The sequence below is a fragment of the Arthrobacter sp. Ha26 genome (assembly GCF_059091705.1).
Genome location: NZ_JBNHGX010000005.1, coordinates 48,740 through 74,461, shown reverse-complemented (window position 1 = coordinate 74,461; position 25,722 = coordinate 48,740). Strand labels below are relative to the sequence as shown.

21 protein-coding genes are annotated in these 25,722 nt (G+C 65.3%); 14 read left to right on the top strand and 7 right to left on the bottom strand.

Translation table 11 applies throughout. The annotated features are described in order from the left end of the window. Positions 1-57: 57 nt before the first annotated feature. Positions 58-615 (bottom strand): NAD(P)H-dependent oxidoreductase, encoded by a 558-nt coding sequence (locus AC5RVY_RS13015; RefSeq protein ID WP_493955128.1) that lies wholly within the window; start codon positions 613-615, stop codon positions 58-60. 124 nt (positions 616-739) lie between these two features. Between AC5RVY_RS13015 and AC5RVY_RS13010 the strand changes: the two genes are divergently transcribed. The 6 genes from AC5RVY_RS13010 to AC5RVY_RS12985 all read left to right on the top strand — a co-directional run bounded on the left by AC5RVY_RS13010 (position 740) and on the right by AC5RVY_RS12985 (position 8,875). Continuing rightward, positions 740-1,348, top strand: a complete 609-nt coding sequence (locus tag AC5RVY_RS13010; protein ID WP_493955127.1) for a TetR/AcrR family transcriptional regulator — start codon at positions 740-742, stop codon at positions 1,346-1,348. Between the two features lie 349 nt (positions 1,349-1,697). Beyond that, entirely contained in the window at positions 1,698-2,681 is a 984-nt protein-coding gene (locus tag AC5RVY_RS13005) for an ABC transporter permease (protein ID WP_493955126.1), read from the top strand. Between the two features lie 2 nt (positions 2,682-2,683). Continuing rightward, positions 2,684-3,673: an ABC transporter permease gene (locus AC5RVY_RS13000; RefSeq protein ID WP_493955125.1), complete on the top strand. Its 990-nt coding sequence runs from the start codon at positions 2,684-2,686 to the stop codon at positions 3,671-3,673. Further along, on the top strand, positions 3,670-5,907 hold the full coding sequence (locus tag AC5RVY_RS12995; RefSeq protein ID WP_493955124.1) for a dipeptide ABC transporter ATP-binding protein: 2,238 nt from the start codon (positions 3,670-3,672) through the stop codon (positions 5,905-5,907). Before AC5RVY_RS13000 ends, AC5RVY_RS12995 begins: the two co-directional genes overlap by 4 nt. A gap of 52 nt (positions 5,908-5,959) precedes the next feature. Then, complete coding sequence (locus tag AC5RVY_RS12990) at positions 5,960-7,675, top strand: ABC transporter family substrate-binding protein (protein WP_493955123.1); 1,716 nt, start codon at positions 5,960-5,962, stop codon at positions 7,673-7,675. Between the two features lie 138 nt (positions 7,676-7,813). Continuing rightward, a complete protein-coding gene (locus AC5RVY_RS12985) occupies positions 7,814-8,875 on the top strand; it encodes a Gfo/Idh/MocA family protein (RefSeq protein WP_493955122.1) in 1,062 nt (353 codons plus the stop codon). Here the strand turns inward: AC5RVY_RS12985 and ald are convergent. Beyond that, positions 8,872-9,990 (bottom strand): alanine dehydrogenase, encoded by a 1,119-nt coding sequence (gene ald, locus AC5RVY_RS12980; protein ID WP_493955121.1) that lies wholly within the window; start codon positions 9,988-9,990, stop codon positions 8,872-8,874. The genes AC5RVY_RS12985 and ald overlap by 4 nt on opposite strands. 234 nt (positions 9,991-10,224) lie before the next feature. Here ald and AC5RVY_RS12975 point away from each other — a divergent pair, with 234 nt between their 5' ends. Next, a complete protein-coding gene (locus AC5RVY_RS12975) occupies positions 10,225-11,445 on the top strand; it encodes a PucR family transcriptional regulator (RefSeq protein WP_493955120.1) in 1,221 nt (406 codons plus the stop codon). On the opposite strand, the gene AC5RVY_RS12970 is transcribed toward AC5RVY_RS12975, so the two are convergent. Next, complete coding sequence (locus AC5RVY_RS12970) at positions 11,408-11,809, bottom strand: helix-turn-helix domain-containing protein (RefSeq protein ID WP_493955119.1); 402 nt, start codon at positions 11,807-11,809, stop codon at positions 11,408-11,410. The two genes, AC5RVY_RS12975 and AC5RVY_RS12970, sit on opposite strands and share 38 nt — an antisense overlap. Before the next feature lie 97 nt (positions 11,810-11,906). Between AC5RVY_RS12970 and AC5RVY_RS12965 the strand changes: the two genes are divergently transcribed. After that, the gene (locus tag AC5RVY_RS12965) at positions 11,907-12,689 is read left to right on the top strand and encodes an alpha/beta fold hydrolase (RefSeq protein ID WP_493955118.1); all 783 of its coding nucleotides are present in this window, start codon (positions 11,907-11,909) and stop codon (positions 12,687-12,689) included. Between the two features lie 31 nt (positions 12,690-12,720). Here the strand turns inward: AC5RVY_RS12965 and ptsP are convergent, their stop codons facing one another. Further along, the gene (gene ptsP / locus AC5RVY_RS12960) at positions 12,721-14,406 is read right to left on the bottom strand and encodes a phosphoenolpyruvate--protein phosphotransferase (RefSeq protein WP_493955117.1); all 1,686 of its coding nucleotides are present in this window, start codon (positions 14,404-14,406) and stop codon (positions 12,721-12,723) included. A gap of 161 nt (positions 14,407-14,567) precedes the next feature. On the opposite strand from ptsP, the gene AC5RVY_RS12955 reads away from it, so the two are divergent. From AC5RVY_RS12955 to AC5RVY_RS12940, 4 genes are all read left to right on the top strand, one after another. Then, entirely contained in the window at positions 14,568-15,296 is a 729-nt protein-coding gene (locus tag AC5RVY_RS12955; RefSeq protein ID WP_493955116.1) for a TetR/AcrR family transcriptional regulator, read from the top strand. A gap of 82 nt (positions 15,297-15,378) precedes the next feature. After that, the gene (locus tag AC5RVY_RS12950; RefSeq protein WP_493955115.1) at positions 15,379-17,454 is read left to right on the top strand and encodes a PTS mannitol transporter subunit IICBA; all 2,076 of its coding nucleotides are present in this window, start codon (positions 15,379-15,381) and stop codon (positions 17,452-17,454) included. Further along, the gene (locus AC5RVY_RS12945) at positions 17,454-18,617 is read left to right on the top strand and encodes a mannitol-1-phosphate 5-dehydrogenase (RefSeq protein WP_493955114.1); all 1,164 of its coding nucleotides are present in this window, start codon (positions 17,454-17,456) and stop codon (positions 18,615-18,617) included. The genes AC5RVY_RS12950 and AC5RVY_RS12945 overlap by 1 nt, the downstream gene beginning before the upstream one ends. 176 nt (positions 18,618-18,793) lie before the next feature. Next, positions 18,794-19,342 (top strand): GNAT family N-acetyltransferase, encoded by a 549-nt coding sequence (locus AC5RVY_RS12940; protein ID WP_493955113.1) that lies wholly within the window; start codon positions 18,794-18,796, stop codon positions 19,340-19,342. Positions 19,343-19,373: 31 nt separating this feature from the next. Here AC5RVY_RS12940 and AC5RVY_RS12935 read toward each other — a convergent pair whose 3' ends face one another. The 3 genes from AC5RVY_RS12935 to rraA all read right to left on the bottom strand — a co-directional run bounded on the left by AC5RVY_RS12935 (position 19,374) and on the right by rraA (position 23,310). Further along, positions 19,374-20,813 (bottom strand): sugar porter family MFS transporter, encoded by a 1,440-nt coding sequence (locus AC5RVY_RS12935; protein WP_493955357.1) that lies wholly within the window; start codon positions 20,811-20,813, stop codon positions 19,374-19,376. Positions 20,814-21,060: 247 nt separating this feature from the next. Then, positions 21,061-22,713, bottom strand: a complete 1,653-nt coding sequence (locus AC5RVY_RS12930; RefSeq protein WP_493955112.1) for an MDR family MFS transporter — start codon at positions 22,711-22,713, stop codon at positions 21,061-21,063. 96 nt (positions 22,714-22,809) lie between these two features. Beyond that, on the bottom strand, positions 22,810-23,310 hold the full coding sequence (rraA, locus tag AC5RVY_RS12925; RefSeq protein ID WP_493955111.1) for a ribonuclease E activity regulator RraA: 501 nt from the start codon (positions 23,308-23,310) through the stop codon (positions 22,810-22,812). A 132-nt stretch (positions 23,311-23,442) separates the two neighbouring features. Between rraA and AC5RVY_RS12920 the strand changes: the two genes are divergently transcribed. Both AC5RVY_RS12920 and AC5RVY_RS12915 read left to right on the top strand, forming a co-directional pair. Next, positions 23,443-24,729, top strand: coding sequence for an MFS transporter (locus tag AC5RVY_RS12920; RefSeq protein WP_493955110.1), 1,287 nt, complete (start codon positions 23,443-23,445; stop codon positions 24,727-24,729). A 137-nt stretch (positions 24,730-24,866) separates the two neighbouring features. Next, on the top strand, positions 24,867-25,475 hold the full coding sequence (locus AC5RVY_RS12915) for a TetR/AcrR family transcriptional regulator (protein WP_493955109.1): 609 nt from the start codon (positions 24,867-24,869) through the stop codon (positions 25,473-25,475). The last annotated feature ends 247 nt before the right edge of the window (positions 25,476-25,722 follow it).

Sequence of the window (25,722 nt, the reverse complement as noted above, 5' to 3'; positions counted from 1 at the left end):
GACACGCAGAAAAAATGCCCGGCACGAAACGTCGTACCGGGCATCTGGGAAGGCTGCTTACGCGGCAGGCTGGACAGCTGCAAGGGCATCGAAGACGCCCTTGATCTGCTCCACTACCTCTGCATCGTCCTTGGGGTGCAGTTCGGCGAAGCGCACCATGGAGCCCGGAACGGCGAGCTTGACGTCCTCGAGGATCTGGGCGCCGGCAATTCCTGCCGCCTTGCGGGCTTCATCCTGGGCCCAGACTCCACCGAACTGGCCGAAAGCAGTGCCGACGACGGCGGTGGGCTTGCCTGCCAGGGCGCCGGCGCCGTAGGGGCGGGACAGCCAGTCGATGGCGTTCTTGAGTGCAGCCGGAACAGTTCCGTTGTGCTCGGGGGTTACCAGCAGGAGAGTGTCAGCGTCGCTTGCGGCGGCGCGCAGGGCGGCAGCGGCGGCGGGAACCTGGCCTTCGACGTCGATGTCCTCGTTGTAGAAGGGGATGTTGCCGAGGCCCTCGTGGATGACAACCTCCACCTGCTCCGGCGCGTTCAGCTTGATCGCTTCGGCCAGCTTCTGGTTGGTGGACTCGGCGCGCAGGCTGCCGACGAGGGTGAGTACGGTGCTCTTGGTCATGGTGACTCCTGGGGTAGGGGCGGCGGGAAGGGCCGCCGGCCGGGAACATCAGAGGCTTGGATGCCTTCACCCATCTAAACGGACTACGGTCCGGTTCTTATTCCCCGGGGCTAGAATATGGACTGTGAGCTCCATCTCAATGCGGCCCCAGCTGCCGGCAAGGGCCGCCGCGGAACGCAGCGACGCCGCCCGGAACCGGGAGCGGCTGCTCAGCGCCGCCCGCGACCTGATCGGTGAATGCGGCGTGGACGGGCTGACGATGGACCGCCTTGCCGAGCAGGCAGGCGTGGGTAAAGGCACCGTCTTCCGCCGTTTCGGCAGCAGGGCCGGACTTATGCTGACCCTGCTGAGCGAATCCGAGGCGGCGTTCCAGGAGCGCTTCATGTTTGGTCCGCCACCCCTGGGCCCCGGCGCGCCCGCGCTGGATCGCCTCGTCGCGTTTGGTGCGGAACGCATCGCGTACATTGTGGAGTTCGGCGAATTGGCCCTCGCGGCGGAAAACACCACGCGCGGGCGTTTCGAGCCCCCTGCCGCAGCCCTTTGGCACCGCCACATCGAGGTGCTGCTGCGTGAAGAGGGGTTCGACGCAGACCCCTGGCTGATGGCCCGTTCCCTTGCCGCCACCCTCGCCCCGGGCCGGCTCCACAACCTCCTCAAAGTACATGGGGTGAGTGCGGACCGCTTGGGTGCATCCTGGCGTGAGCTTGTCACACGGGTTGTCAGCGGCAAGTAAAATAACCCCTTCCGGACGCCTCCTCCAGTCACATCCACTTCACAAGCCATTCATAACAATCTGGTACGCGCGGGTAGGTTTGCCCGGATCCTGCCGTATTTCAGGGGTGGCTCGTGATAGTTTCCTCTTCGAATGTGACCCGCAACATAGTCCATTGGGCTGGCCCATCCAGGCTGCGGGTGGCCAGCTACCCGCTGGCAAAGGACCCGGCAAGGCGGCACAACCCCCGCTGACCCGGGAAACGGAAGGATCCAGCACGTGATTGTTGATTTGCCCGATACCGTGACCCGCCCGCGGACTCCCTGGTGCACTGACGTCCAGCTGCCGGTGGCGAAACAGAACTAACCCGATGCTCAGGTACCTGGCCAAGCGCGGCATCACGTACGTTTTTATGATCTTCCTGACCACCTCGGCGGGATATTTCCTGGCCGTCAGCTCCCTGAAGCCGGCCTTGCTGGAACAGGAACGCATTCCCCGCCCCACACCGGAGCAGGTGGCCACCTCCATGCGGCTCAAAGGCCTGGACCCGGACCTCAACCCGTGGGAGCGCTACGTGGAATGGCTGACCGCCATCATCACTCGCTGGGACTGGGGCCGCAGCCCGAATGGCGCTTATATCAACGCCGAGTTCGGCGACCGCGTCTGGATTTCCACCCGCCTCTTCCTGGCCTCCATCATCCTGACACTCGTCATCGGTGTGGCGCTGGGCGTCTACTCCGCAGCGCGGCAATACAAACTCCAGGACCGGGTGATCACGTCCTACAGCTACCTCGCTTACATCGTGCCCGCGCCCATCGCCTACTTCCTGGTGCAGCTGGGCGCCATCAACATCAATGAAACCGTGGGCGAGCGCATCTTCTTCGTCACGGGCATCTCCACCCCGGGAACAGCTCCGGGGTGGGCACAGTTTGTGGACATGCTGGCGCACTACGCCGTTCCCACTATTGCCATCACCCTGGTGGGCTGGGGCTCCTACCAGATTGCCCAGCGCCAGTACCTCCTGGACAACGTCAACGCAGACTTTGTCCGCACCGCCCGGGCCAAGGGGCTCACCCGCAACCAGGCCATCTCGCGGCACGCGCTGCGGGTCTCGTTCATCCCTGTGGCCCAGAGCATCGCCTTCACCATCCCGGCCATTTTCGCCGGTGGGTTCTTCGCGGAGAAGATCTTCGCCTGGCCCGGCGTGGGCTCCTGGAGCATCGACGCCATCTCGCTCCAGGACGTCAACGCCGCCACGGCCACATTGGCCTACGGCTCGGTCATCTTCGCCCTGGGGGCCATCCTGGCCGATTTCGCCACCACGCTTGTTGACCCGAGAGTGCGGGTGCAGTAGCCATGACCAACCTCAACGCCGTGGACCCGGCAGCCGTCGCCCAGGACGCGCACCTGGAAAATGCCGACGTCGTTATTGGCAAGAACACCATCATCTTCCGCCGGTTCCTGCGCAACAAGACGGCGGTGGCAGGCCTGGTCATCTTCCTCGCCCTGACCATCTTTTCCTTCGTGGGCGGGTACTTCACCCCATGGGACAAGGAGACGATCGACCCCTTCAACATCGGCATGCCGCCGTCGGCCGAGCACTACCTCGGCACGTCGCAGGCAGGCATCGACCTCTACGCCATGACCGTCGAAGGCACCAGGATCTCCATCCTGATCGGCCTGGTGGTGGGGCTGGTGTCTGTCCTGATCGCCGCCGTCTACGGATGCACCATGGCGTACTTCGGCGGCAAGGCGGACAAGGTGATGCTCTTCATCCTTGAGGCGCTCATCATGATGCCTGCCCTGCTGGTGGTGGCTGTGGCCACCAGCGGCGGAGGGGCCGGGCTGAAACGCGACCTGCCCTCCTGGCTGCTGCTGATCATCGTGCTGCTGGTCTTCAGCTGGATGGGTACCGCCCGCCTGATCCGGTCCTTGTCCATGTCCCTGATGCAGCGGGACTACGTCAAGGCCGCACAGTACATGGGGGTACCGCCGCGCCGGATCGTCTGGCGCCACCTGGTCCCCAATATCGGCTCCCTGCTGGTCCTGGACGTCACCCGCGGGGTCACCGGCGCCATCCTCGCCGAGGTGGCGTTTTCCTTCATCGGCATTGGCATCAAAGTCCCGGACGTGAGCCTGGGCGTCCTGATCGGAGGAGCCACCTCACAGGTGCAGACGTTTCCCTGGATGTTCTGGGTCCCGCTGGCCGTGATGTTCCTGCTGACCGGTTCGCTGGCCATGATGAACGACGGACTGCGTGACGCCTTCGACCCCAGCTCAAGCTCCAGCGGCAGCGCCAGCAAGCGCAAGGCCCTCAAAACCCGTGTGAAGAGGAACGCTTCATGAGCAGCGAAATCGTCACGGGGCCTGCCGAGCAGCCCCAGTCCGTCGTGGAGCGGCTGCACGTGGCGGGGCTGCACGGTCCCACGGACGCCGTCCTGTCCGTGCGGGACCTCAACGTCAGCTTCAACACTGAAAACGGTGTGGTGCACGCCGTCCGGGGGGTTGACTTTGACCTTCTGCCCGGCAAAACGCTCGGCATTGTGGGCGAATCTGGGTCCGGCAAATCCGTGACATCGCTGGCGATCATGGGCCTGCTGCCCGCCACCGCAGAGGTCAGCGGCTCGGTCCGGCTTCACGGCAAGGAGCTGCTGGGCCTTAGCGACAAAGCAATGTGCGGCTACCGCGGCAACGAGCTTTCCATGGTCTTCCAGGACCCGCTCTCCTCCCTGACGCCCGTCTACACCGTGGGCACCCAGATCATCGAAGCGCTCACTATCCACAATCCCGGCATGAGCAAGCAGGCCAAAGAAGCCCGCGCCGTCGAACTTTTGGCCATGGTGGGCATCCCCAGCCCCAAGGACAGGCTGAAAGCCTTCCCCCACGAATTCTCCGGCGGCATGCGGCAGCGCGTGATGATCGCCATCGCCATCGCGAACAACCCCCGGGTACTGATCGCGGATGAGCCGACGACGGCCCTGGACGTCACCATCCAGGCCCAGGTGCTGGAGGTGCTGCATACCGCCCAGGAGGAGACGGGCGCCGCCGTCGTGATGATCACGCACGATCTCGGCGTGGTGGCGGGCATGGCCGACGACATCATGGTGATGTACGCCGGGAAACCTGTGGAAACAGGGGCAGTGGAAGACATCTACTATGACCCGCGGATGCCCTACACCATGGGCCTGCTGGGGGCCGTGCCGAGGGTGGACGCCGCCCAAAAAGCCTCACTGGTCCCCATAGAAGGCCTGCCCCCCAACCTGATCCACACACCCACCGGCTGCTCCTTCGCGCCCCGCTGCCCGCTGGCTTCCGAGGCCTGCCTGGACGGTGAGCCGGCGCTGGAACCCACGGCGGGAAGCAGCCTGCACCGCGCTGCCTGCATCAAGTCCGGCTCACTCGGCGGCGACGTTGATGTCCACGACATCTTCTCCGCCCCGCCGGTTCCCGTGTCCGCCTTCGACTCCATTCCCCGCGGGGAGCGCACCACCGTCCTGCAGCTGCGGGATGTCCGGAAGCACTTCCCGCTGACCAAGGGCGCCCTGCTCAAGCGGACGATCGGCACGGTCAAAGCCGTGGACGGGATCAGCTTCGACATCCGCGAGGGGGAATGCTTCTCCATCGTGGGCGAGTCAGGATCCGGCAAGACCACTACCCTGCTCGAAATCATGGAGTTCCACAAGGACCAGGACGGCGAGGTGGTGATCGGCGGCCTCAGCAACAAACAGGCCGCCGATGCCCGGACCAAGAGTGCCATGCGGCGCGAACTCCAGATGGTGTTCCAGGACCCCACCGGCGCCCTGGACCCCCGCTTCACCGTCTACGAAGTCCTCGCCGAACCGCTCCAGAACGCGGGAATGGACCGGCCGGCCATCAAAAAGCGAATCATGGAACTGATGAAGCTGGTGGGCCTCCAGCCGGACCATGTCAACCGCTTCCCCAACCAGTTCTCCGGCGGACAGCGCCAGCGCATCGGCATAGCCCGGGCCCTGGCCGTGAATCCGAAACTCGTGGTCCTCGATGAGCCCGTCTCCGCCCTCGACGTCTCAGTCCAGGCCGGCGTGATCAACCTCCTGGACAAGCTCCGCGCCGAACTGGGCCTCAGCTACCTCCTGGTGGCGCACGACCTGTCGGTGGTCCGGCACATTTCCAACCGCGTTGCCGTGATGTACCTGGGCAAGATCGTGGAAATCGGCGAAGTGGACCGGGTGTTCGATAACCCCCGCCACCCTTACACCCGCGCCCTGCTCTCTGCCATCCCGGTTCCGGACCCGCAGGTGGAGCGGACCCGTGAACGGATCATCCTCCAAGGCGACCTGCCCTCCCCGCTGGCCGCCCCCAAGGGCTGCAACTTCGCCACCCGCTGCCCCGTCTTCGCGGCCCTGCCCGCGGCAAAGAAGGAAAAGTGCCTCACCCTGGAACCCCCGTTGGAACCAGTGGCACCATCCGCAGCCGCCCAGTCCCTGGTGGCCGGCCCACTGCCGCCCTTGGATCAGCGCTTCGCCTGCTTCTTCCCTGACGGGGAACTGGACGAGGACATGCTGGTGGTCCACGATTCGGCGGGCCACCATGCACCCTAGGTTTTTCCACCCATCACCAGCACTCACCACCGGCACCAACGAAGGGAACACCATGAGGAATCTGACCAGGATCGGCGGAGCGGCGGCCATTGCTGCGGCTCTGACCCTGACGGCATGCGGCGGTGGCGGAGCCACCGGGCCGGAAACGGCCAAAGGGCAGGAGGCAGGCAGCGACCTGTCCAAGCTCATCAGCATCAATGAAAAGCCGGCAGCCGATCTTGAACAGGGCGGCAAGGTCACCCTTCCATTGGGCAACATCGGCCCGGACTTCAACGGTTTCTCCAACAACGGCAACAGCGCGGACAACTCCGCGCTGATGGCGGCGATCAACCCCGTGGCGGTGACCGGTGGCGGAATCGGCGGCTGCTGGAAGGTGGACTTCGAAGGCAAGGCCACGCCCAACAAGGATTTCTGTGAATCCGTGGAGAACGAGGTGAAGGACGGCAAGCAGATCGTCACCATCAAGGTGAACGATAAAGCCACCTTCAATGACGGGACACCCATTGACATCAAGGCCTTCCAGAACACTTGGAACATCCTGAAGAGCCCGGATGCCGGCTACGACATTGTCTCGTCGGGGTCCTACGCCTTTGTTGAGTCGGTGGAAGCCGGCAGCAGCGACAAGGAAATCATCACCACGCTGAGCCAGCCCGTCTACCCGTTGGAAGACCTTTACTTTGGCCTCATCCACCCGGCCGTGAACACTCCGGAAATCTTCAACGAGGGCTTCGTGGGCGAGATGCACCCGGAGTGGATGGCGGGACCGTTCAAGGTGGACCAGTATGACACGGCCGGTAAGACCGTGAGCCTGGTTCCGAACGAGAAGTGGTGGGGCAACAAGCCGGTGCTGGAAAACGTGGTGTTCCGCCAGCTTGAGACCAGCGCCCAGATCGCTGCTTTCAAGAACGGCGAAATCGACGCCATGTCCGCCAACACCATCGCCCTCTACAAGCAGCTCGAGGGCACCAAGGACTCTGAGGTCCGCCGCGGCCAGCGGCTCTTCGCCGGCGGTATGAACATCAACGCCCAGAAGATCACCGATGTGGCAGTCCGCAAGGCGATCTTCGCGGCGGTGGACCGCGAGGCCCTCCGCAAGGTGCGCTTCAACGGGCTGAACTGGGAGGAGCCCAGCTCCGGCTCCATGATGCTCCTGCCGTTCTCGGAGTACTACCAGGACAACTACCCGGTCAAAGAGACCGGCCCCGATGCTGCCAAGAAGGTCCTCACGGACGCCGGGTACACCGCGAACGCAAACGGCATCATGGAGAAAGACGGCAAGCCGGCGGCCTTCAAGATCAGCAACTTCGGCGACGATCCCACCACCCTGGCCTTCACGCAGACCCTGCAGAAGCAGCTGCAGGCCGGCGGCATGGATGTGGGCATTGACCAGCGCGCGTCCGCCGACTTCGGCAAGGTCATTGGCGGCCGCGACTTCGATATGAGCGTCTCCGGCTACACCGTCGGCGCCGACGCCACGTCCGCTGTTAAGCAGTACTACGACTCCAAGACGAACGAAAACGGCCTCGGCGACGCCGAACTGGATAAGAAAATCGCGGACCTGACATCCATCGAGGACAACGCCGCGCGCAACAAGGCGGCCATGGACGTGGAGAAGGAGCACATGGCGAAGTACTTCTCCATGGGCGTGGTCATGAACGGCCCGCAGATCTCCTTCGTCCGCACCGGCCTGGCCAACTACGGACCGTCCCTGTTCCAGAGCCTGTCCCAGGTTCCGGACTGGACCACCCTCGGCTGGGAAAAGAAGTAACCACCGTCAGGCGCTCCCTCACTTAACGCAGGAGCGCATCAACGCTCTCTCACTTTCCGCGCATCAGCCGGCGGAAAGTGGGAGAGCGTTTGGGTTAAAAGCGCAGGATATGACAGAGCGCCGGAGTAGCGTGGTTGCATGACCGGGACTGAAGCTGCACGCACCATCCGCACGGCCGTCGTCGGCTATGGACTTTCTGGCAGCGTCTTCCACGCGCCCTTGATCGGGGCGGATGCGCGCTACTCCCTGGACCTCGTCGCTACATCCAACGCGGAGCGGCAAAAGGCTGCCACCTCTCGGTATCCCGGCGTGAGGACAGTGCACAACGGCGATGAGGTCCTCACGCACGCCGCGGACCTTGACCTTGTGGTGCTGGGTACCCCGCCGGCCACGCATTACCCGCTTGCGAAGGCTGCGTTGGAGGCCGGGCTGGATGTGGTGGTGGACAAGCCGTTTGCGGTGAGCAGTGAGGAAGGGAAGGAACTTATTGCCCTGGCCGCGCGATTGGGCCGGGTGCTGACGGTCTTCCAGAACAGGCGGTGGGACGGCGATTTCCTGACGCTGCGGAAACTGCTGGCGGCGGAAGCGGTGGGGAAGGTGACACGGTTCGAATCGCGGTTCGAGCGGTGGTCACCCACCATTGCGAAGGCGTGGAAGGCGCGGGCCACTGCGGCGGAGGGCGGCGGCGTGCTGTTCGACCTCGGCAGCCACCTGATCGACCAGGCCCTTCTGCTGTTTGGCCCAGCCACCGTGGTGCACGCGGAACTAAAGGCCCGGCGGCAGGACGAGCGGGCCGACGACGACGTGTTCCTGGTGCTGCGGCACGGGTCCGGAGTGCTGAGCCACCTCAGCATGAACATGCTCTGTGCCCAACAGGGCGCCCGGTTCCGCGTCCTGGGGTCGGTGGGCGCTTTCACCAAGAACGGTGTTGATCCGCAGGAACCCTACATCGTGGCCGGCGGCACCCCCCTCGACGCCGATTACGGGGAGGAGGCGCCGGAGTGGGCAGGGCTCCTGGGCCGGGACGGCCATCTGGACGCACTGCCCACCGAACGCGGCGCCTACCCGGAGTTCTACCGGATCCTGGCAGAGAAGATCCTCGACGGCGGGACGGCCTCAAAGTTGCCGCTCCCCGTGGAACCGGCAGACGCCGTCGAGGTCCTCAAACTGATACAGCAGGCACGGGAGCTGGTGGATTAGGCAGAAACGAGTTCGTGCCAGTCCGCAACGAGCGGCAGGTTGTGGGCCTCGGATACGGAGTGGTGGGCCACGTGGCCGGCGGCGATGTTCAGGCCGGCGGCGAGGGCGGGGTCACGGTCGAAGGCGGCCTTGACGCCCAGGTTGGCCAAGGACACGGCGTAGCGGAGAGTCACGTTGGTCAGCGCGTACGTGGAGGTGTTTGGAACGGCGCCGGGCATGTTGGCCACGCAGTAGAAGATGGTGTTGTGGACCTTGTAGGTGGGTTCCTGGTGTGTGGTGGGGCGGGTGTCCTCGAAGCAGCCGCCCTGGTCCACCGCGATATCCACAAGAACTGAGCCGGGCTTCATCCGGGCCACGAGTTCGTTGGTCACCAGCTTGGGGGCCTTCGCGCCAGGGATCAGGACAGAGCCGATCACCAGGTCGGCATCCACCACGGACTTCTCGATCTCGTACTTGTTCGACGCGACCGTCTTGAGCCTGCCCTGGTACTGGGCGTCCAGCTCGCGCAAGCGGTGGATGTTGATGTCCAGGATGGTCACGTCAGCGCCGAGGCCCAGGGCCATGGCCGCGGCGTTGGTTCCCGCCACACCTGCGCCCAGGACAACTACCTTCGCGGGCCGGACTCCCGGGACTCCGCCGAGCAGGACACCCTTGCCGCCGGCGGGGGCCATCAGTGATGAGGCGCCGACCTGGACGGAGAGCCGTCCGGCAACCTCGGACATGGGCGCCAGCAGCGGAAGGGCGCGGCCTTCCTGGACGGTTTCGTAAGCGATGGCGGTGACGCCGGAGTTGATGAGCTCGCGGGTGAGTTCGGGCTCGGCGGCGAGGTGGAGGTAGGTAAAGAGGATCAGGCCTTTGCGGAAGCGGTGGTACTCGGCCTTGATGGGTTCCTTGACCTTCATCACCATGTCGGCGCGGCCCCAGACGTCGTCGGCGTCAATGACGATTTCGGCGCCGGCGATGGCGTATTCCTCGTCGGTGATGCCCGAGCCCAATCCTGCGCCGCGTTCCACCAGCACGGTGTGGCCGTGGGTGCGGAACTCGTGGACACCGGCAGCGGTGATGGCCACCCGGAATTCGTTGTTCTTGATTTCTTTGGGGACGCCGATGATCATCGTGGGCTCCAGGTTCTCGGCGGGTAAGCCGGAAAAGTACGGAAGGATTTCGTATTTCCACGATAAATCCGGTTGTGAGCCACCTGACATTAAGCATGACAAGGTGGAACAGGAAAACCGCGAAAATCCGCCAATTCCGTCCCAACGGGTTCGACGTTTGTCCAGCCCGGGGGCGTCAAGTGTCGCCTCGTGTCCGTTCGTGCCCGACGCCCCGAAAGCAGTAGTGTGGGGCCCATGCAGCAGCAGGGCGTGGAGCAACTGGTTGAGCAGGTGGCGCAGAAGCTGGGCCGCGGCCTTTCCCTCGAGGATCTCGACGGCGTACTGCTGGCCTACAGCTCCAACCAGTCCCACGCCGACCGCGTCCGGGTGAACTTCCTGCTCAGCAAGAAGGTGCCCGCGGACGTGAGCGCCTGGCAGCTTTCGCACGGCATCGCCACTGCCGTCCGCCCGGTGGTGGTTCCGGCCAATCCGCACCTGGGCATGTTGGGACGGGTATGTGTACCGCTGATGGTCCGCGGCTTCCGGGTGGGCTACCTCTGGGTGCAGCAGGACTCGGCGGAGGAAAATCCGACGGCCATCCTCACCCAGTTGCCGGCGGTCACCAACGAACTCGAGATGCTCTCCGCGCTGCTGCTCGACTCGAACACTGCGGAGTCCGAGTTCCGGCGCGGGCGGGAACGGGAATTCCTCGCCGCCTGCGCCGGGGAGAAGAACGCGGTGGCGGCCGTAGCAGGATGGAAGGAGGTCCAGGGCCGGGGGCCGTGGCAGATGGTCACGGTGCTGGACGCTGACGGCTGGGCCGGAGGCCCGGATCCCATCGCCACAACCCTGATCCACCGCTCCGCAGCACTCCAGGCCACGGTCGGTGTGGATGCCGCCCTCTTCAGCGCGGGAACCGAAACCCACTCCGTGGTGCTTTTCCGGGAGTCCTCCGGCAGGGCAAACCATGCGCAGGTCCTGGTCCACTACCAGCTGGAGCTGGCCAAACGCTCCGGCCGCTCCGTCCACCGCATCATCCTTGGCATCAGCGAAGGCTTTACCAGGCCCCGCGAGTTGGCCGAGGCCTACCGGCAGTCCAAGCTGGCCGCCCAGGCCGCTGCCGTTGACCAGCAGCTCGGGGAGCTCGTGGACTGCCGCTCCACCGGCATCTATCAGCTGCTGGCATCAGCCGGGGGAGGGGCCGGGCCGTGGGTTGAGCCGGGGTCGGTCTACTTCCGGATGCTCGAGGACCACGACCGCAACGGCGAGCTCATCCCGGTGCTGGAGCTCCTTTACGACAACGATGGTTCCGTCCAGGACGTTGCTGCAAAACTCCATTTGCACAGGAGCAGCATCTACAACCGGCTGGGCCGGATTCGGCAGTTGCTGGGCGTGGATCCGCTGAAGGGGCTGCCCCGGCTGGAACTCCACGCCGCCCTCAAGATGCGGCGCTGGGCGGCCCGTCCCCGGATCTAGCCTTCTTCTGCTCTTCGAGCCAGGCCATGATGGCGGTCCGCCGGATGCGCCGGTGGCTGCCGCGGTACTCCACGGGGATCTCACCGCGGTCGGTCATGTTGCGCAGGTAGGTGTGCGAGATTCCCGCCAGCTCCGCTGCCTGGGACGTTGTTAGCATGTCCTCCACGCTGCTGACCGTCACAGCCTCGCCCCGGCTGAACCGTTGGAGGAGGTCGACGACGGCGTCCCTCGCCAGGGGCGGGAGCCTGTGGACAGTGCCGTCCACAAAAACAGTGATGTCGTCGCTGCCGGCGAGGGCCCGTTGGAGCTTCTCGGCCTCCTCGGGCGGGAGGGCGGGGCCCATCCTGGGAGCAATCAGTGCCATGGCCCCAGCCTATCCGGCCTGCAGCCTATCGGGCATGCTGCTTATCGGACCTGCCAGCATGCCGCGATGACCGGGTGTCGGGCGGTATGCTCGCTTGATGGCATTGACTGGTGGGCAGGACGTTGAATCCGGTGGTTTGCAAGGGAAGCTCTACGCCTCCCTCCACCCGGCCGGCAGTGGAGTGCGGCCTACGTATGTGCTCCTGCACGGCATCGGTGTTTCCCATCGCTACCTGGCCCGGCTGCACGGCGAACTGGCAAAGGTGGCGGACGTCTACTCGTTCGACCTGCCGGGCTTCGGGAAGACTTCCCGGCCCGGGCGCCAGCTGCAGGTCGAGGATTTTGCAGCGTTTATCAGCTCGGTCCTGGCCGAGGCCGGAGTCCATAACTACGTCGCCGTAGGGCACTCGATGGGAACGCAGTTCGCTGTGGAACTGGCCCTGCGGGAGCCCGGCAAGGTGGCCGGAACAGTGTTGATGGGTCCGGTGGTGGACAGCAGCAGGAAGACCGTGGCCCACCAGGCGATGGCGCTGACGCGGGATTCGATGCTCAGCGAGTCCCCGTCCTGCAACGCCATCGTGTTCAGCGATTACTTCCGCGCAGGACCGCGCTGGTACCTGACCGAGCTGCCGGTGATGATGGAATACCCGATGGAGGAACGGCTGGCCGGCGTGAGCCAGCCGGTGCTGGTGCTTCGCGGAACCAGGGACCCCATTGCGCGGCGCCCCTGGTGCATCAAGCTCGCCGGGGTTGCCCCCCAGGGCAGTGTGGCCGAAGTCCTTGGCCAGGGCCACGTCTTCCAGCACACTGCCCCGGAAATCGCGGCCCAGGCCATCAACGGCTGGGTCCGGGCAGTGAACGGCTTCGGCGTTACGGCCTGACGGGCCCCGCCGCAGGGCGGGGCCTGCAGCGTCAGAGGCCCAGTTCCTCCAGTACAGGCAGCTTTTCACGCACCCATGCACGCGCCTCGGTGGCGCTGGGTGCGGACAGTGCCAGCTTGGCCAGCTGCTGCGCCTCGTCCAGCGTGACCGTTTTCAGCACCGCGGCCACGGCTGCAAGGGAGCGTGCTGTCATGGACAGCGTGCTCACGCCCAGCCCGGTCAGTACGACGGCGAGGGCCGGGTCCGCGGCTGCCTCACCGCAGACGCCCACAGGCTTGTTGTTGCCCTCGGCCCGAGAGCCTTCCACGGTCAGGCCGACGAGGCGCAGGACAGCCGGCTGCCAGGGTGTGTTGAGGTTGGCCAGCGGGCCCAGCTGCCGGTCGGCGGCCATGGCGTACTGCGTGAGGTCGTTGGTGCCGAGGCTCGCAAAACCAACCTCCCGCAGGATGGCTTCGGCAGTGAGGGCAGCGGACGGAACTTCCACCATCACGCCGGGAGTGTTGATGCCGGCGTCTGCGCACATGGAGGCAAAGCGGGCGGCCTCTTCGGCGGTGGAGATCATGGGCGCCATGACCCAGACGTCCGCTTCCGACTGGGCTGCCGCCAGGGCGATGGCTTCCAGCTGGCGGTCCAGGACGCCGGGAGTGGTGAAGTCCGTGCGGTAGCCGCGGACGCCAAGGGCAGGGTTCGGTTCAGTGGAATCGGTCAGGAACGGCAGCGGCTTGTCGGCGCCGGCGTCGAGCGTGCGCAGGACCACTTTCTTGCCGGGGAAAGCGTCAAAGACGCTCTTGTACGCAGCTGCCTGCTCCTCCACGCTGGGCTCAGTGTCCCGTTCCAGGAAGCAGAACTCGGTGCGGAACAGGCCCACGCCCTGGGCGCCAAGCTTGGCGGCAGCAACGGCGTCCTTGCCGCCGCCCACGTTGGCGAGCAGCGGCACCTGGTGGCCGTCCGCCGTCGTACCTGTTCCGGTGAACTCGGACAGCAGCGAAGCCGTGGCTGCCCAGGCTTCTGCGGCGGCCCGCAGGGACTCGTCGGGCGCGGCGGTGACGGTGCCGGCGGCCCCGTCCACAAACACCTCCGTGCCGTCCGGAACCTCGTCCACCCCTACAGCGGCGACGACGGCGGGAAGGCCCAGGGAGCGGGCAATGATGGCTGTGTGCGACTGGGGTCCGCCGCCCGCTGTGACAAGTGCCAGGACCTGGTTCGGGTCCAGGGTGGCGGTATCGGCCGGGGCGAGGTCATCGGCCACCAGGACGAAGGGGGTGCTGGAGGCCGGGATTCCGGGCGCGGGAACGCCGCGCAGCTCGGCAACGATCCGGGCGCGCACATCCAGGACATCGGTGGCGCGTTCGGCCATGTATCCGCCCAGGTTGTGAAGCATCTCCGAGACGGAGGAGCCGGATTCCCAGATGGCGCGCTCGCTGGACGTGCCGCGGGCAATGAGTTTGGAGGCTCCCTTGATCAGCATGGTGTCCTTGGCCATCAGTGCTGTGGCTTCAAGTACCGCCTTGCCGTCACCCGTGGCATGGGCTGCGCGGGCCTTCAGTTCATCGTGCACGGCCTGGGCGGCCGCCTTCAGCGCTGCGGTGGCTTCCTCAGCGGTGGTCTCCGGAGCCAGCTGCTCGCCGGCCGGGGGTTCGCTGATGGGTTTGGGCATCTGCCGGACGGTGCCGATGACGCGGCCTGGACTGACGCCTACTCCTGGGAAGTTCTGCACTGAAGGTCCTCATTCTCTGCCGGTTTGCCAGGCCCGCCGATCTGTCCGGCGCGATGCCGGTCCGCCGGGGACTGCTACGTCCGCCAGGCGGGAAACGTGCCTGAAAAAATTGTATGTGATTCAGTTCATATAGCGTTGCTATAGGTGCTAGGGTAGCGGTTATGAGTTTGGATGGCCAGCTTCCCCCCAAAATGCGGCTTCTTCGTGCTGCGGCGGAGCTGCTGGCTAAATCTGCGGGAGCGCCGGTCTCCACGCGCCAGATCACCCAGCTGGCGGGGGTATCGGCTCCCACGCTGTACCACCACTTCGGTGACAAGGAAGGTCTGTTCGACGCCGTCGTCGCCGCGGGGTTTGAAGAGTATGTAGCGGGCGAAAGGGATTTCGCCCCCTCCGGACAACCGCTCGAGGATATCCGGAGAATGTGGGACAACCACGTGCAGTTCGGGCTCAACCAGCCGGAGCTGTACCTGGTGATGTTCGGCAATATCCGCCCGGAAAGCCGCCCCGCCATCGTTGCCGATGCCGAGGCGCTGATGGAGGAGATGCTGAACAAGGCAGCGGCGGCGGGCCAGCTGAACGTCCAGCCCAGGGAGGCTGCCAGGTCCATCCTGGCCGCCAACGTGGGTGTGACGCTGATGCTGATTGCGGAGCCCGCCTCCGAACGCAACCTCGAACTGTCCACCATGACCCGGGACGCCATGATTTTCGCGGTGTCCGCCGAGCCCGCCAGCGGCGCGGCATCGGGGGACACCGGAAAGTCCTCGGTGGTGGTGGCCGCGATCGCCCTGAACGCCGCACTTCAGGCCTCGCACTCAGACCAGCTCTCCAGCTCGGAACTCAAACTGTTCCTCGAATGGCTCCACCGCATCTCCGCCAGCCCGGCGGGCTAAAAACGCCAGAACGTCCAGCAGTACGTCGTCGTAAATATCGGACCATCCTGCGCAGTCGCAGGAATGACGGTTAGGAAATCACATGGCAACAGAGACAGTTGCAAAACCCCGCACCAGCGCGCGCGTGCACGTCCAAAAGTTCGGGACCTTCCTGTCCGGGATGATCATGCCCAACATCGGCGCCTTTATTGCCTGGGGCCTGATTACCGCCCTCTTCATCGAAAAGGGCTGGATCCCCGTCCCCGAACTGGGCGGCTTCGGCGAGACAAACGGCAAGCCGAACACCGGTCTGGTGGGGCCAATGATCACCTACCTGCTGCCGCTCCTGATCGCCTACACGGGCGGCCGGATGGTGTACGACGTCCGCGGCGGCGTCGTCGGTGCCATCGGCACCATGGGCGTCATCATCGGCGCCGGCATCCCGATGTTCATCGGCGCCATGATCATGGGCCCCCTGGGCGGCTGGACCATGAAGAAGATCGACTCGATCTGGGACGGCAAAATCCGGCCCGGCTTCGAGATGCTGGTCAACAACTTCTCGGCGGGCATCTGGGGTGCCGTGCTGGCGCTGCTTGGCTTCTACGGGATCGCCCCGTTGGTTTCAGCCTTCAGCACCGGCGCCGGCAACGTGGTCCAGTTCCTGGTGAACAACGGCCTGCTACCGCTCACCAGCATCTTCATTGAACCGGCCAAGGTGCTGTTCCTGAACAACGCCATCAACCACGGCGTGCTGACCCCGCTGGGCATCCAGCAGTCCCTCGAACAGGGCAAATCCATCCTGTTCCTGCTCGAAGCCAACCCCGGGCCGGGACTCGGTCTTCTGCTTGCCTACATGTTCTTCGGGAAAGGGGCAGCCAAGGCCTCGGCACCCGGTGCGGCCATCATCCACTTCCTGGGCGGCATCCACGAGATCTACTTCCCGTATGTCCTGATGCGCCCGCTGCTCATCCTGGCCACGATCGCCGGCGGCATGACCGGCATCGCCACCCTGGCCATCACCAACTCCGGCCTGGTGGCGCCCTCCGCTCCCGGTTCCATTTTCGCGGTGCTGGCCCAGACCTCCAGGGACAGCTACATCGGAGTGATCCTGGCGGTCCTGCTCGCCACTGCCGTTTCGTTCCTGGTGGCCTCGGTCATCCTGAAGACCACCAAGCACAGCGATGAGGTGGACCTGAACGACGCCACCTCCCGTATGGAGCAGATGAAGGGCAAGAAGAGCTCTGTGGCCTCCACCCTTACCGGTGCCGGCGCAGCTGCCGGTGCAGGCGGAGTGGGCGTGCTCGCCGGCCCGGTGCGCAACATCGTGTTCGCTTGCGACGCCGGCATGGGCTCCAGCGCCATGGGCGCCTCCGTGCTGCGGAACAAGATCAAGGCTGCCGGGTTCCCGGACGTCAAGGTCACCAACGCCTCCATCGCCAACCTCAGCGACAGCTACGACGTTGTGGTCACCCACCAGGACCTGACCGAACGTGCAAAGCCGGCCACGTCCAGTGCGGTGCACTATTCCGTGGACAACTTCATGAACAGCCCCCGGTACGACGAAATCGTTGAGCTGGTCCGCGAAAGCAATACAGAGGGCAGCACGGCAACCGAGGGTCCGGACGCCGGCGCGGGAACACCCGGGGGAGCATCGGCTTCGGGGCCCGCAACCGCGGTTGCCGCGGGCACTGCGGGCGCCGGCACCGCCGTCGGAACCTCCGTAACCGAAGGGGCGGGAACCGGTACTGCGGAGATTCTGGCGCGGGAAAGCGTGGTGCTCAACGGTTCGGCCACCACGCGTGATGCCGCCATCGACGAAGCAGGCCAACTCCTGCTGGCACGCGGCGCCGTGGATGAGGACTACGTCCGGGCCATGCATGAGCGTGAACAGTCCGTGTCCACTTACATGGGCAGTTTCCTGGCCATCCCGCACGGAACCAACGCGGCCAAGGACCACATCCGCAAGTCCGCGGTATCCGTGATCCGCTACCCGGAAGGCATCGACTGGAACGGCAAGCAGGTCAAGTTCGTGGTGGGCGTCGCCGGCATCAACAATGAACACCTGCACATCCTGTCCTCCATCGCGAAGGTCTTCACCAACAAGGAACAGGTGGCGCGGCTCGAGGCCGCAACATCGGAGGACGAGATCCTGGAGCTCTTCGGAAAGGTCAACGCATAGTGAAGGCAGTACATTTCGGGGCCGGAAACATCGGGCGCGGCTTTGTGGGCCTGCTCCTGCACGACGCAGGCTATGAAGTGGTGTTCGCGGACGTCGCCGAGGAGCTCATCAACCAGCTCTCCGCGGCGGACAGCTACGCGGTGCACGAGGTGGGCGAAAACCCGGCCGTGCGGACCGTGGACAACTTCCGGGCGTTGAACTCCAACACCCAGGAAGCTGAACTCATCGCCGAAATCGCGACGGCGGACATCGTCACCACGGCCGTGGGGCCGCATATCCTCAAGTTCGTGGCGCCGGTGATTGCCAAGGGCATCACCTCGCGGGAGCCCGGCCTGGCCCCGCTGCAGGTGATGGCCTGCGAGAACGCCATCAACGCCACGGACATCCTGGCCAAGGAGGTGGCCTCCCAGCCGGGGGCTGCCGCCGCGGCGCTGGACGGCAAAGCCGTGTTCGCCAATACGGCGGTGGACCGGATCGTGCCCAACCAGGAAGCCGGCCAAGGCCTCGATGTCACGGTGGAGACTTTCTATGAATGGGTCATCGACCGGACTGCCTTCGGCGATGTGGCACCGGTGATTCCCGGCGCCACGTTTGTGGACGAGCTCTCGCCGTACATCGAGCGGAAGTTGTTCACGGTCAACACCGGGCACGCGTCGGCTGCGTACTTCGGGTTCGAGGCGGGCCTGGAGAAAATCTCGGATGCGATGGCGGACCAGGATGTTGCCGAGGACGTCCGGGCAGTGCTGGAGGAGACCAAGCAGCTGCTGGTCAGCAAGCACGGTTTCAGCAATGACGAACAGGAGGCCTACGTCCAGAAGATCCTGGTCCGGTTCTCCAACCCGTACCTGCCGGACACCGTGAACCGGGTGGGCCGTGCGCCGTTGCGGAAGCTGGGCCGGCACGAGCGGTTCATTGGGCCGGCCGCGGAACTGGCCGAGCGGGGAGTGGTTCCGGAGGCGCTGCTCGGCGCCATTGCCGCTGCCTTGCGCTTCAAGGATCCCGCCGATGCCGAAGCAACCGAGCTGGCGGAGATCCTGGGATCCAGCAGTCCCGCCGACGCCACTGCGAAGATCACCGGCCTGGAGCCCGGACACCCGCTGTTCAACGCCGTCTCCACGCTGGTGGAGGAGCGCCAGGCGGAGGCGGCCCGCACCCCCGCCTGACCCCACCCGGCAGGCAACGCTCCATCAGGTCCTGCGGCTTTTAGCCCGACGCTCCATCAGATCCGGCGGGATTTCTCGCGGACGTTTCGGGCAGTACGACGACGGCACTTTCCTGAGTGCCGTCGTCGTACCTTTGCCGTGGCCGGCTTCCCTGCCTACTGCTCCGCACAGAACCAATGGACGGGCCGTGGAATGCTGGGGGAGTGACCCGGAAACCAGACGCCCCGCCCTTTCTCCTGACCGCCGACGTCGATGGCGGGACCTTCCGCCTCCGCCACGCTTCACCCGCGGACCTGCCGGCCATCGTGCACTTGCTCGCGGACGACTCCCTGGGCTCCGGACGGGAACGCACCGAGGACATGTCCCCTTACGAGCGGGCATTCGCAGCGATCGACGCCGACCCTTCCCATCTGCTCATCGTGGGCGAATTGCTGCCTCCGGGGGCCGCGCAGGCGCCCCTTGTTGCCACCTTCCAGCTCAGCTTCCTGCCAGGCATTTCCCGGCAGGGTGCCTGGCGCTCGCTGATCGAGGCAGTCCGGGTGGCCGACGGCCTCCGCGGCCAGGGCATCGGCAACATCATGGTGCAGTGGGCCATCGAAGAGTCCCGCCGCCGCGGCTGCACCCTGATGCAGCTGACCACGCACAAAACGCGCAGCGCGGCGCACCGGTTCTATGAGCGGCTCGGTTTCGAAGCCAGCCACGAAGGCATGAAACTGACACTCTGACCCGTGAGCTGCGGGAGGTGGTGCCGCGTTGCTAGGCCTTCTTCGAGCCCTTCGCCACGAACAGCGTCTCTGCCTGCTCCAGCGACATGCCGTTGGTTTCGGGCACCTTGAACATCACAAAGAAGAACGACGCCGCCGCGAACAGTGCGTACATGGCGTACGTGAGCGGCAGCGAACCGGCGGCCATCACCGGGAAGCTGAGCGTGATGGCGAAGTTGGCCACCCACTGCGCAGCGGCAGCAAGCCCCAGTGCGCGGGCGCGGATCCGGGACGGGAAGATCTCGCCCAGGAGCACCCACACCAGCGGGCCCCAGGACGCCCCGAAGCTGATCACAAAAACGTTCGCGGCCACCAGAGCCACCGGGCCCCACGCGCCGGGCAGGGAAATATCGTCACCGGAACCCACCGCGGAGGAAAACGCGAGGGCCATGGCACCCAGGGAAACCGCCATGCCCACGGAACCGGCCAGCAGTATGGGCCGGCGGCCGATCCTGTCCACCAGTGCGATAGCCACGAGGGTGACCAGGATGTTGGTGATCGAGGTGGCCACCGAGATGGCGAGCGAGTCCTTCTCCTGGAAGCCCACGGCCTTCCAGAGGGTGGTGGAGTAGTAGAAGATCACGTTGATGCCCACGAACTGCTGCAGGACGGAGAGGATGATGCCCACCCAGACCACTGCCTGCAGCCCGAATGCCTTGCCACGCAGTGAGCCTTTCTGCCCGGCGAGTTGGTCCTCCTCGATGGCTTCGCGGATCTCGCGGATGTGCCGGTCGGTGTCCTCCGCCGGGGCAATGGAGTCGAATACCTTGCGGGCCTCGTCCTCCTTGCCCAGGAAAACCAGGAACCGCGGGGACTCGGGAAGGGTGTAGGCGACCCAGCCGTACACCACTGCCGGCACGGCGGCTGCCAGGAACATCCAGCGCCAGGCCTCGATTCCCAGCCAGAACGCCTGGTCCGCACCGCCTGCGCTGGTGGCGAAAAGCGCGTCGGAGAGCAGTGCCGCGAAGATGCCCGTGGTGATGGCGAGCTGCTGCAGCGATGCGAGCCGGCCACGGACCTTGCGCGGGGAGATCTCCGAAATGTAGGCGGGGGCAATGACCGAGGCCAGGCCGATCCCCAGGCCGCCCACCAGGCGCCAGAAGATCAGGTCCCAGACGCTGAAGGCGAATCCGGTGCCGATGGCGCTGACCAGGAACAGCACTGCCCCCAGCTTCATGGCAGGGATGCGCCCGTAGCGGTCGGCCACCTTGCCGGCGAGGAAGGCGCCCGCGGCGCAGCCCAGCAGGGCGATGGCCACCGCGAAGCCCGTAACCGCTTCGGACAGCGCGAATTCGGCTTTCATGGCATCCACGGCGCCGTTGACCACGGACGAGTCGAAGCCGAACAGGAATCCGCCCACCGCACCTGCGAGCGCCAGCCAGATCACCCGCCGCGGTATCTGGGCGGTGGTCTGCTCCTGGGCAGTGGGCATGGTGCTCCCTTGGTCTGGGGTTCGGATGGATGCGGTGCGGACGTCGTCGGCTGCGGAACCGGCCACCAGGCCGGCGCACACGCGGTAAACAGTGTTCCACGCCATGGCCACGTGATCCAGTCAAGCGCGTCACCCGGAGCGCTCTTTTGCCTCCCTGCAAGGTCAGCCAGCCCGCGATTCCGGGGAAAGGCAACGGCAGGCAGTCCCAAAGACTGCCTGCCGTGACGGGGCCTGAACGCCGGAGCGGTTAGTGGACCGCCGCTGGTTCCTGGGGAGCTGCTTTAGGGTCCGAGAGCTTCTTGTTCGGCAATGCGAAACTGATCAGGAATGCGATGCCGGTGAGGACGGCGGCGGTGAGCATGACGGCGTCGATTGCGTAAGCGAAGCCCTCTGTGATGGGGCGGGTCAGGGTGCTGTTGGCGGTGTGGAGCCAGCTGGTGTCATTGAGGGAATCGTTGGACGCGCCGTTCTTGAAGAATTCGTACAGCTTGGCGTTGGCCGGGTCGGCGGCCACGGCCGGGTCCCGCAGGACGGCCTGGTAGTCTGCGCTCGCCATTGCCGACTTCATGCTGTCGGCGATTCTGCTGGCGGCCAGGCTGAACAACATGGAGATGAACACTGCCGTGCCTACGGCGCCGCCCATCGAGCGGAAGAACGCGGCCGAGGACGTACCCACGCCCATGTCCCGGCGCGGCACGGACACCTGCATGGCCAGGGTGAGTGGTTGCATGCAAAAGCCCAGGCCCATGCCGAAGAACACCGCGATCACGCCCGGAACCCACAGGCCCGTGTCCACGCCGAGGGACAGTCCCATCACCACGGCAGCGGCGGTGAGGATGGCCGTGCCCATGATGGGGAAGATCCGGTAGGTGCCGGATGAGGAGATGGTGCGCCCGGCCGTGATGGAGCCGGCGAGGATGCCAACGGTGAACGTAATCATCATCAGGCCGGCTTCGGTGGGGGTGAGGCCCTTGACCAGCTGCAGGTACATCGGAAGCATGGCGATGGCCCCGAACATGCCGATGCCGATGATGAAGTTCAGCAGCGAGGACAGGCCGAAGGTTGCGTTCCGGAAGAGCCGCAGCGGGATCAGTGCGTAGTCGCCCGCCCGCTTTTCCGCGAGCAGGAACCAGGCGATGCCCACCACGCCCAGGCCGTAGCAGAGGAAGGAGTTCAGGGACGCCCAGCCCCAGCTGCGGCCCTGCTCTGCCACCAGCAGGAGCGGCACGATGGCAAGGGTGATGGCGGCCGCACCCCAGTAGTCGATCTTCTGTTTCATGTGCTTGGCCGGCAGGTGCAGGAACAGGAATACGACTGCAAGTGCCGCCAGGCCGATGGGCAGGTTGATGAAGAACACCCAGCGCCAGCCGTCAAAGCCCAGGATGGTGGCCGAACCGGCGAACGCGCCGCCCACCACCGGGCCCAGCACAGAGGAGATGCCGAAGACGGACATGAAGTAGCCCTGGTATTTGGCCCTGTCCTTCAGGGAGACGATGTCACCGATGATGGTCAGCGCGAGCGCCAGCAGGCCGCCGGCACCCAGGCCCTGGACGCCGCGGGCAATGGCCAGTTCGGTCATGGAGTGGACCGAGCCGGCGTACAGGGATCCCGCCAGGAAGATCACAATGGCCGTGAGGTACAGCGGGCGGCGGCCGAAGATGTCGCTCAATTTGCCGTACAGCGGTGTGCTTACCGTGGAGGTAATGAGGTACGCCGTGGTGGCCCAGGCCTGCAGCGAGAGCCCGTCCAGGTCGTTGGCAATGGTGTAGATGGACGTGGACACGATGGTCTGGTCCAGCGAGGCCAGGAACATGCCCAGCATCAGGCCGACCATAACGGTGACGATTTGGCGCTGCGTAAGGGTCTCTCCGGCGGCGCGCACGGCAGGGGGTTGGGACATGGATACTCCAGGGAAGAATTAAGCTCTAATAGTTGCTTTCAGTAACTATCTTACGCCGGGACATATTCCCTGGCCGAAAGGTTCCCGCTTGGTGCCTTAGCGCTCCACGAGGATGCCGTCCGGATCGCACCAGATGGTAACGCCGGGACGGATCGTGACGCCGTCTATCTGCACATCCACGTCAACCTCGCCGGCCCCGGCCTTCGCGCTTTTGCGCGGGTTGCTGCCCAGTGCCTTTACACCCAGGTCAAGCACGGCGATCGCCTCGCGGTCCCGGATCGCCCCGTGGATCACGACGCCGGCCCAGCCGTTCGCCACGGCGCTCTCGGCGATCATGTCCCCCATCAACGCCGTGCCCAACGAGCCGCCGCCGTCAACCACCAGCACGTTGCCGTTCCCCGGCGTGGCCAAAGTGGACTTCACCAGGGCATTGTCCTGGAAGCAGCGGATGGTCCGTACCTGTCCGCTGAAGTGTGAACGGCCGCCCAGCGACTGGAACTGCAAGGACACCGAGGCCAGGTCATCCCCGCGTTCGTCGTAGAGGTCTGCGGTGTTGACGGTGGTACCAGCCGTGCCGGGGGTGGGCTCTGCACTCATGTGGTTCTCCTTGCTGCTCCGAATTCCGATATCCGCTGTGGTCACGGTTGCCGCTGGCTTAGGACCTGGGCGGCATGGTACCGCCCACGATAGTCTGGATCCCTAGCCAATCAGCCGTACGGGGGAAGCGCCATGAGCCTGTCCAATACTCCAGCTCCCCCTGATCGTGGCACCGGGCCGGACGGTCCTGCGGCAGCGTTTGCCGAGCCCACACGCTTGGTCAAGCCCCGCTGGGTCACCGGACTCGTCCTGGTCAACGTCGGGATCAATTGCGCGTTTTTCGGCCCCATCAATATTTTCATTGGCCAGCAGGCCATCAGTATCGATGAGTCCAGCAAGGAAGCGGTTCTTTCCCTTGCCACCGCCTGCGGCGCCGCGGTCTCACTGGTGGCGAATCCGCTCTTCGGAGCGCTTTCGGACCGCACCAGGTCCGGATTCGGCCGCCGGGCGCCCTGGGTGCTGGCCGGCGCCGTGCTCGCCGCCATCGCGCTTCTTGCAATGTCCGGCGCCACGACGGTGGCGCTGCTGGTGGCCTTCTGGTGCGTGGTCCAACTAGGCGCGAACGCGGCCTATGCAGCCATCACGGCAGCGGTTCCGGACCGGGTGCCGGTGCTCCAGCGCGGCAAAGTGGGCGGGCTCGCGGCCCTGGGCCAGACGCTGGGCATCCTCATGGGCGCGGTGTTCGGCGCCGCTGTGTCCGGCAACTTCATGGTGGGGTACTGGCTGTGCGCCGCCGCCCTGCTCCTGTCCGTGCTCCCATATCTGATGCACCGCGATGACCCTGTGCTGCGCGACGGCGTCCTGCCCCCGTTCCGGCTGGTTACCTTCCTCCGTGGGTTCTGGATCAGTCCCCGGGTGTACCCGGACTTTGCCTGGGCCGGGCTGACCCGTTTCCTGGTGAACGTGGGCAACCAGCTCACCATCGTTTACCTGCTCTTTTTCCTGCGCGACATCCTGAAGCATGAGGACCCCCCGGCCGGGGTGCTGGTCCTCACCGGCATTTACGCGCTCATGGTGATGGTTACCGCCGTGGTGGCGGGCCCATGGAGCGACCGGGTGGGACGCCGGAAGCCGTTTGTGATCGGGTCGTCCGCCATCATTGCGATGGCCGGCCTGATCATGGCCTTCTTCCCGGTCTGGCCCGGAGCCATGGCCGGCGCTGCGGTCCTGGGCATCGGCTTCGGGGCCTACGTCGCGGTGGACTACGCGCTGCTGACCCAGGTCCTGCCCGTGGCGCTGGACCGGGGCAAGGATATGGGCATCATCAATGTGGCCAACTCCCTGCCCCAGGTGGTGGCGCCCGCACTGGCTTTGGTTGCTGTTACGTCCTGGGGCGGTTACCGCTCCCTGTTCCTCGCTGCGGCGGTCATCGGCCTGCTCGGTGCTGTTTTTGTGGTGAAGATCAAGGGTGTCCGCTGACCAGCGGGGCCGGAGGAACTAAGGAGGCTGACTAATTACGGCATAAGCGTGTGCCGTATAGTTGAACCGGATCGCAGGCGGTCCGGGATGGGGACGCTCCTGGCTGCTGCACCGTCAAAACACAACCCGGAATACAGATGCCTGAGACTCTTCCAGACCATCCGCCCATGGCCGCCATGCCTTCAGCCCCGCGTCAGCGGCTGCGCTATTCCCGCATCCTTGAGGCCGCGGGCAATTTTGCCCGGAAGGGCCTGGACTCAGTGGACCTCACGGAGGTGGCGGCCAAAGCTGACGTTCCCTTGGGGACGCTGTACCGCTACTTTCCCACCCCGACCCACCTGATGCTCGCGCTGTACCGGCACCAGCTCGGCGAGCTGCAGGTCGCAGGGCGCACCACGGCCGCAAGGTTCCGCGGCCGTGCGCTGGGCGGCCTGGTGATGGAAATCTTCCACATGCGGGTGATGCAACCGGCGGTAGAGCAATGCCTCAGCCGCGGGGTGTACCTGCCGGACCGGGACACCACTGCGCTGCTGCGCGACATCGACGCACTGGGCGAAAAAGTGGTGGCTGCTGCCTGCGGCGACACCACTGTGGCCCGGGTGCTCCTGTTGACGGTCACTGGTCTGGTCCAGTCCGTCAGGAACCGCCGGTTGTCCCTGTTTGAAGCCGAGGAAGACCTCAAAAAGGCGTGCAACCGGCTCGCGCCGGCTGCGGAAGGCAGCTACACACTTCATCAGACCGCGTAACCGGTCTAGACCAATAGGCGATTAAATACGGCTTATTACGGTGACCTGCATCACGAAAACGTCTGATTAATCGTTTTAGCCGCCATGGTGCGCGTCAAATCGCGCCAGTCCCTCCCCTTGGGCTGCCTACCATGGGGAAAACGGAGCAGCAGGGAGCATCCCCGACGCTCCCACGGACCCGCCACCCCTGGGTAATCCGCCGCACCTCTTCCATTGCCTCAGGTCCTGGTGGGCCTGGGCCCCATGT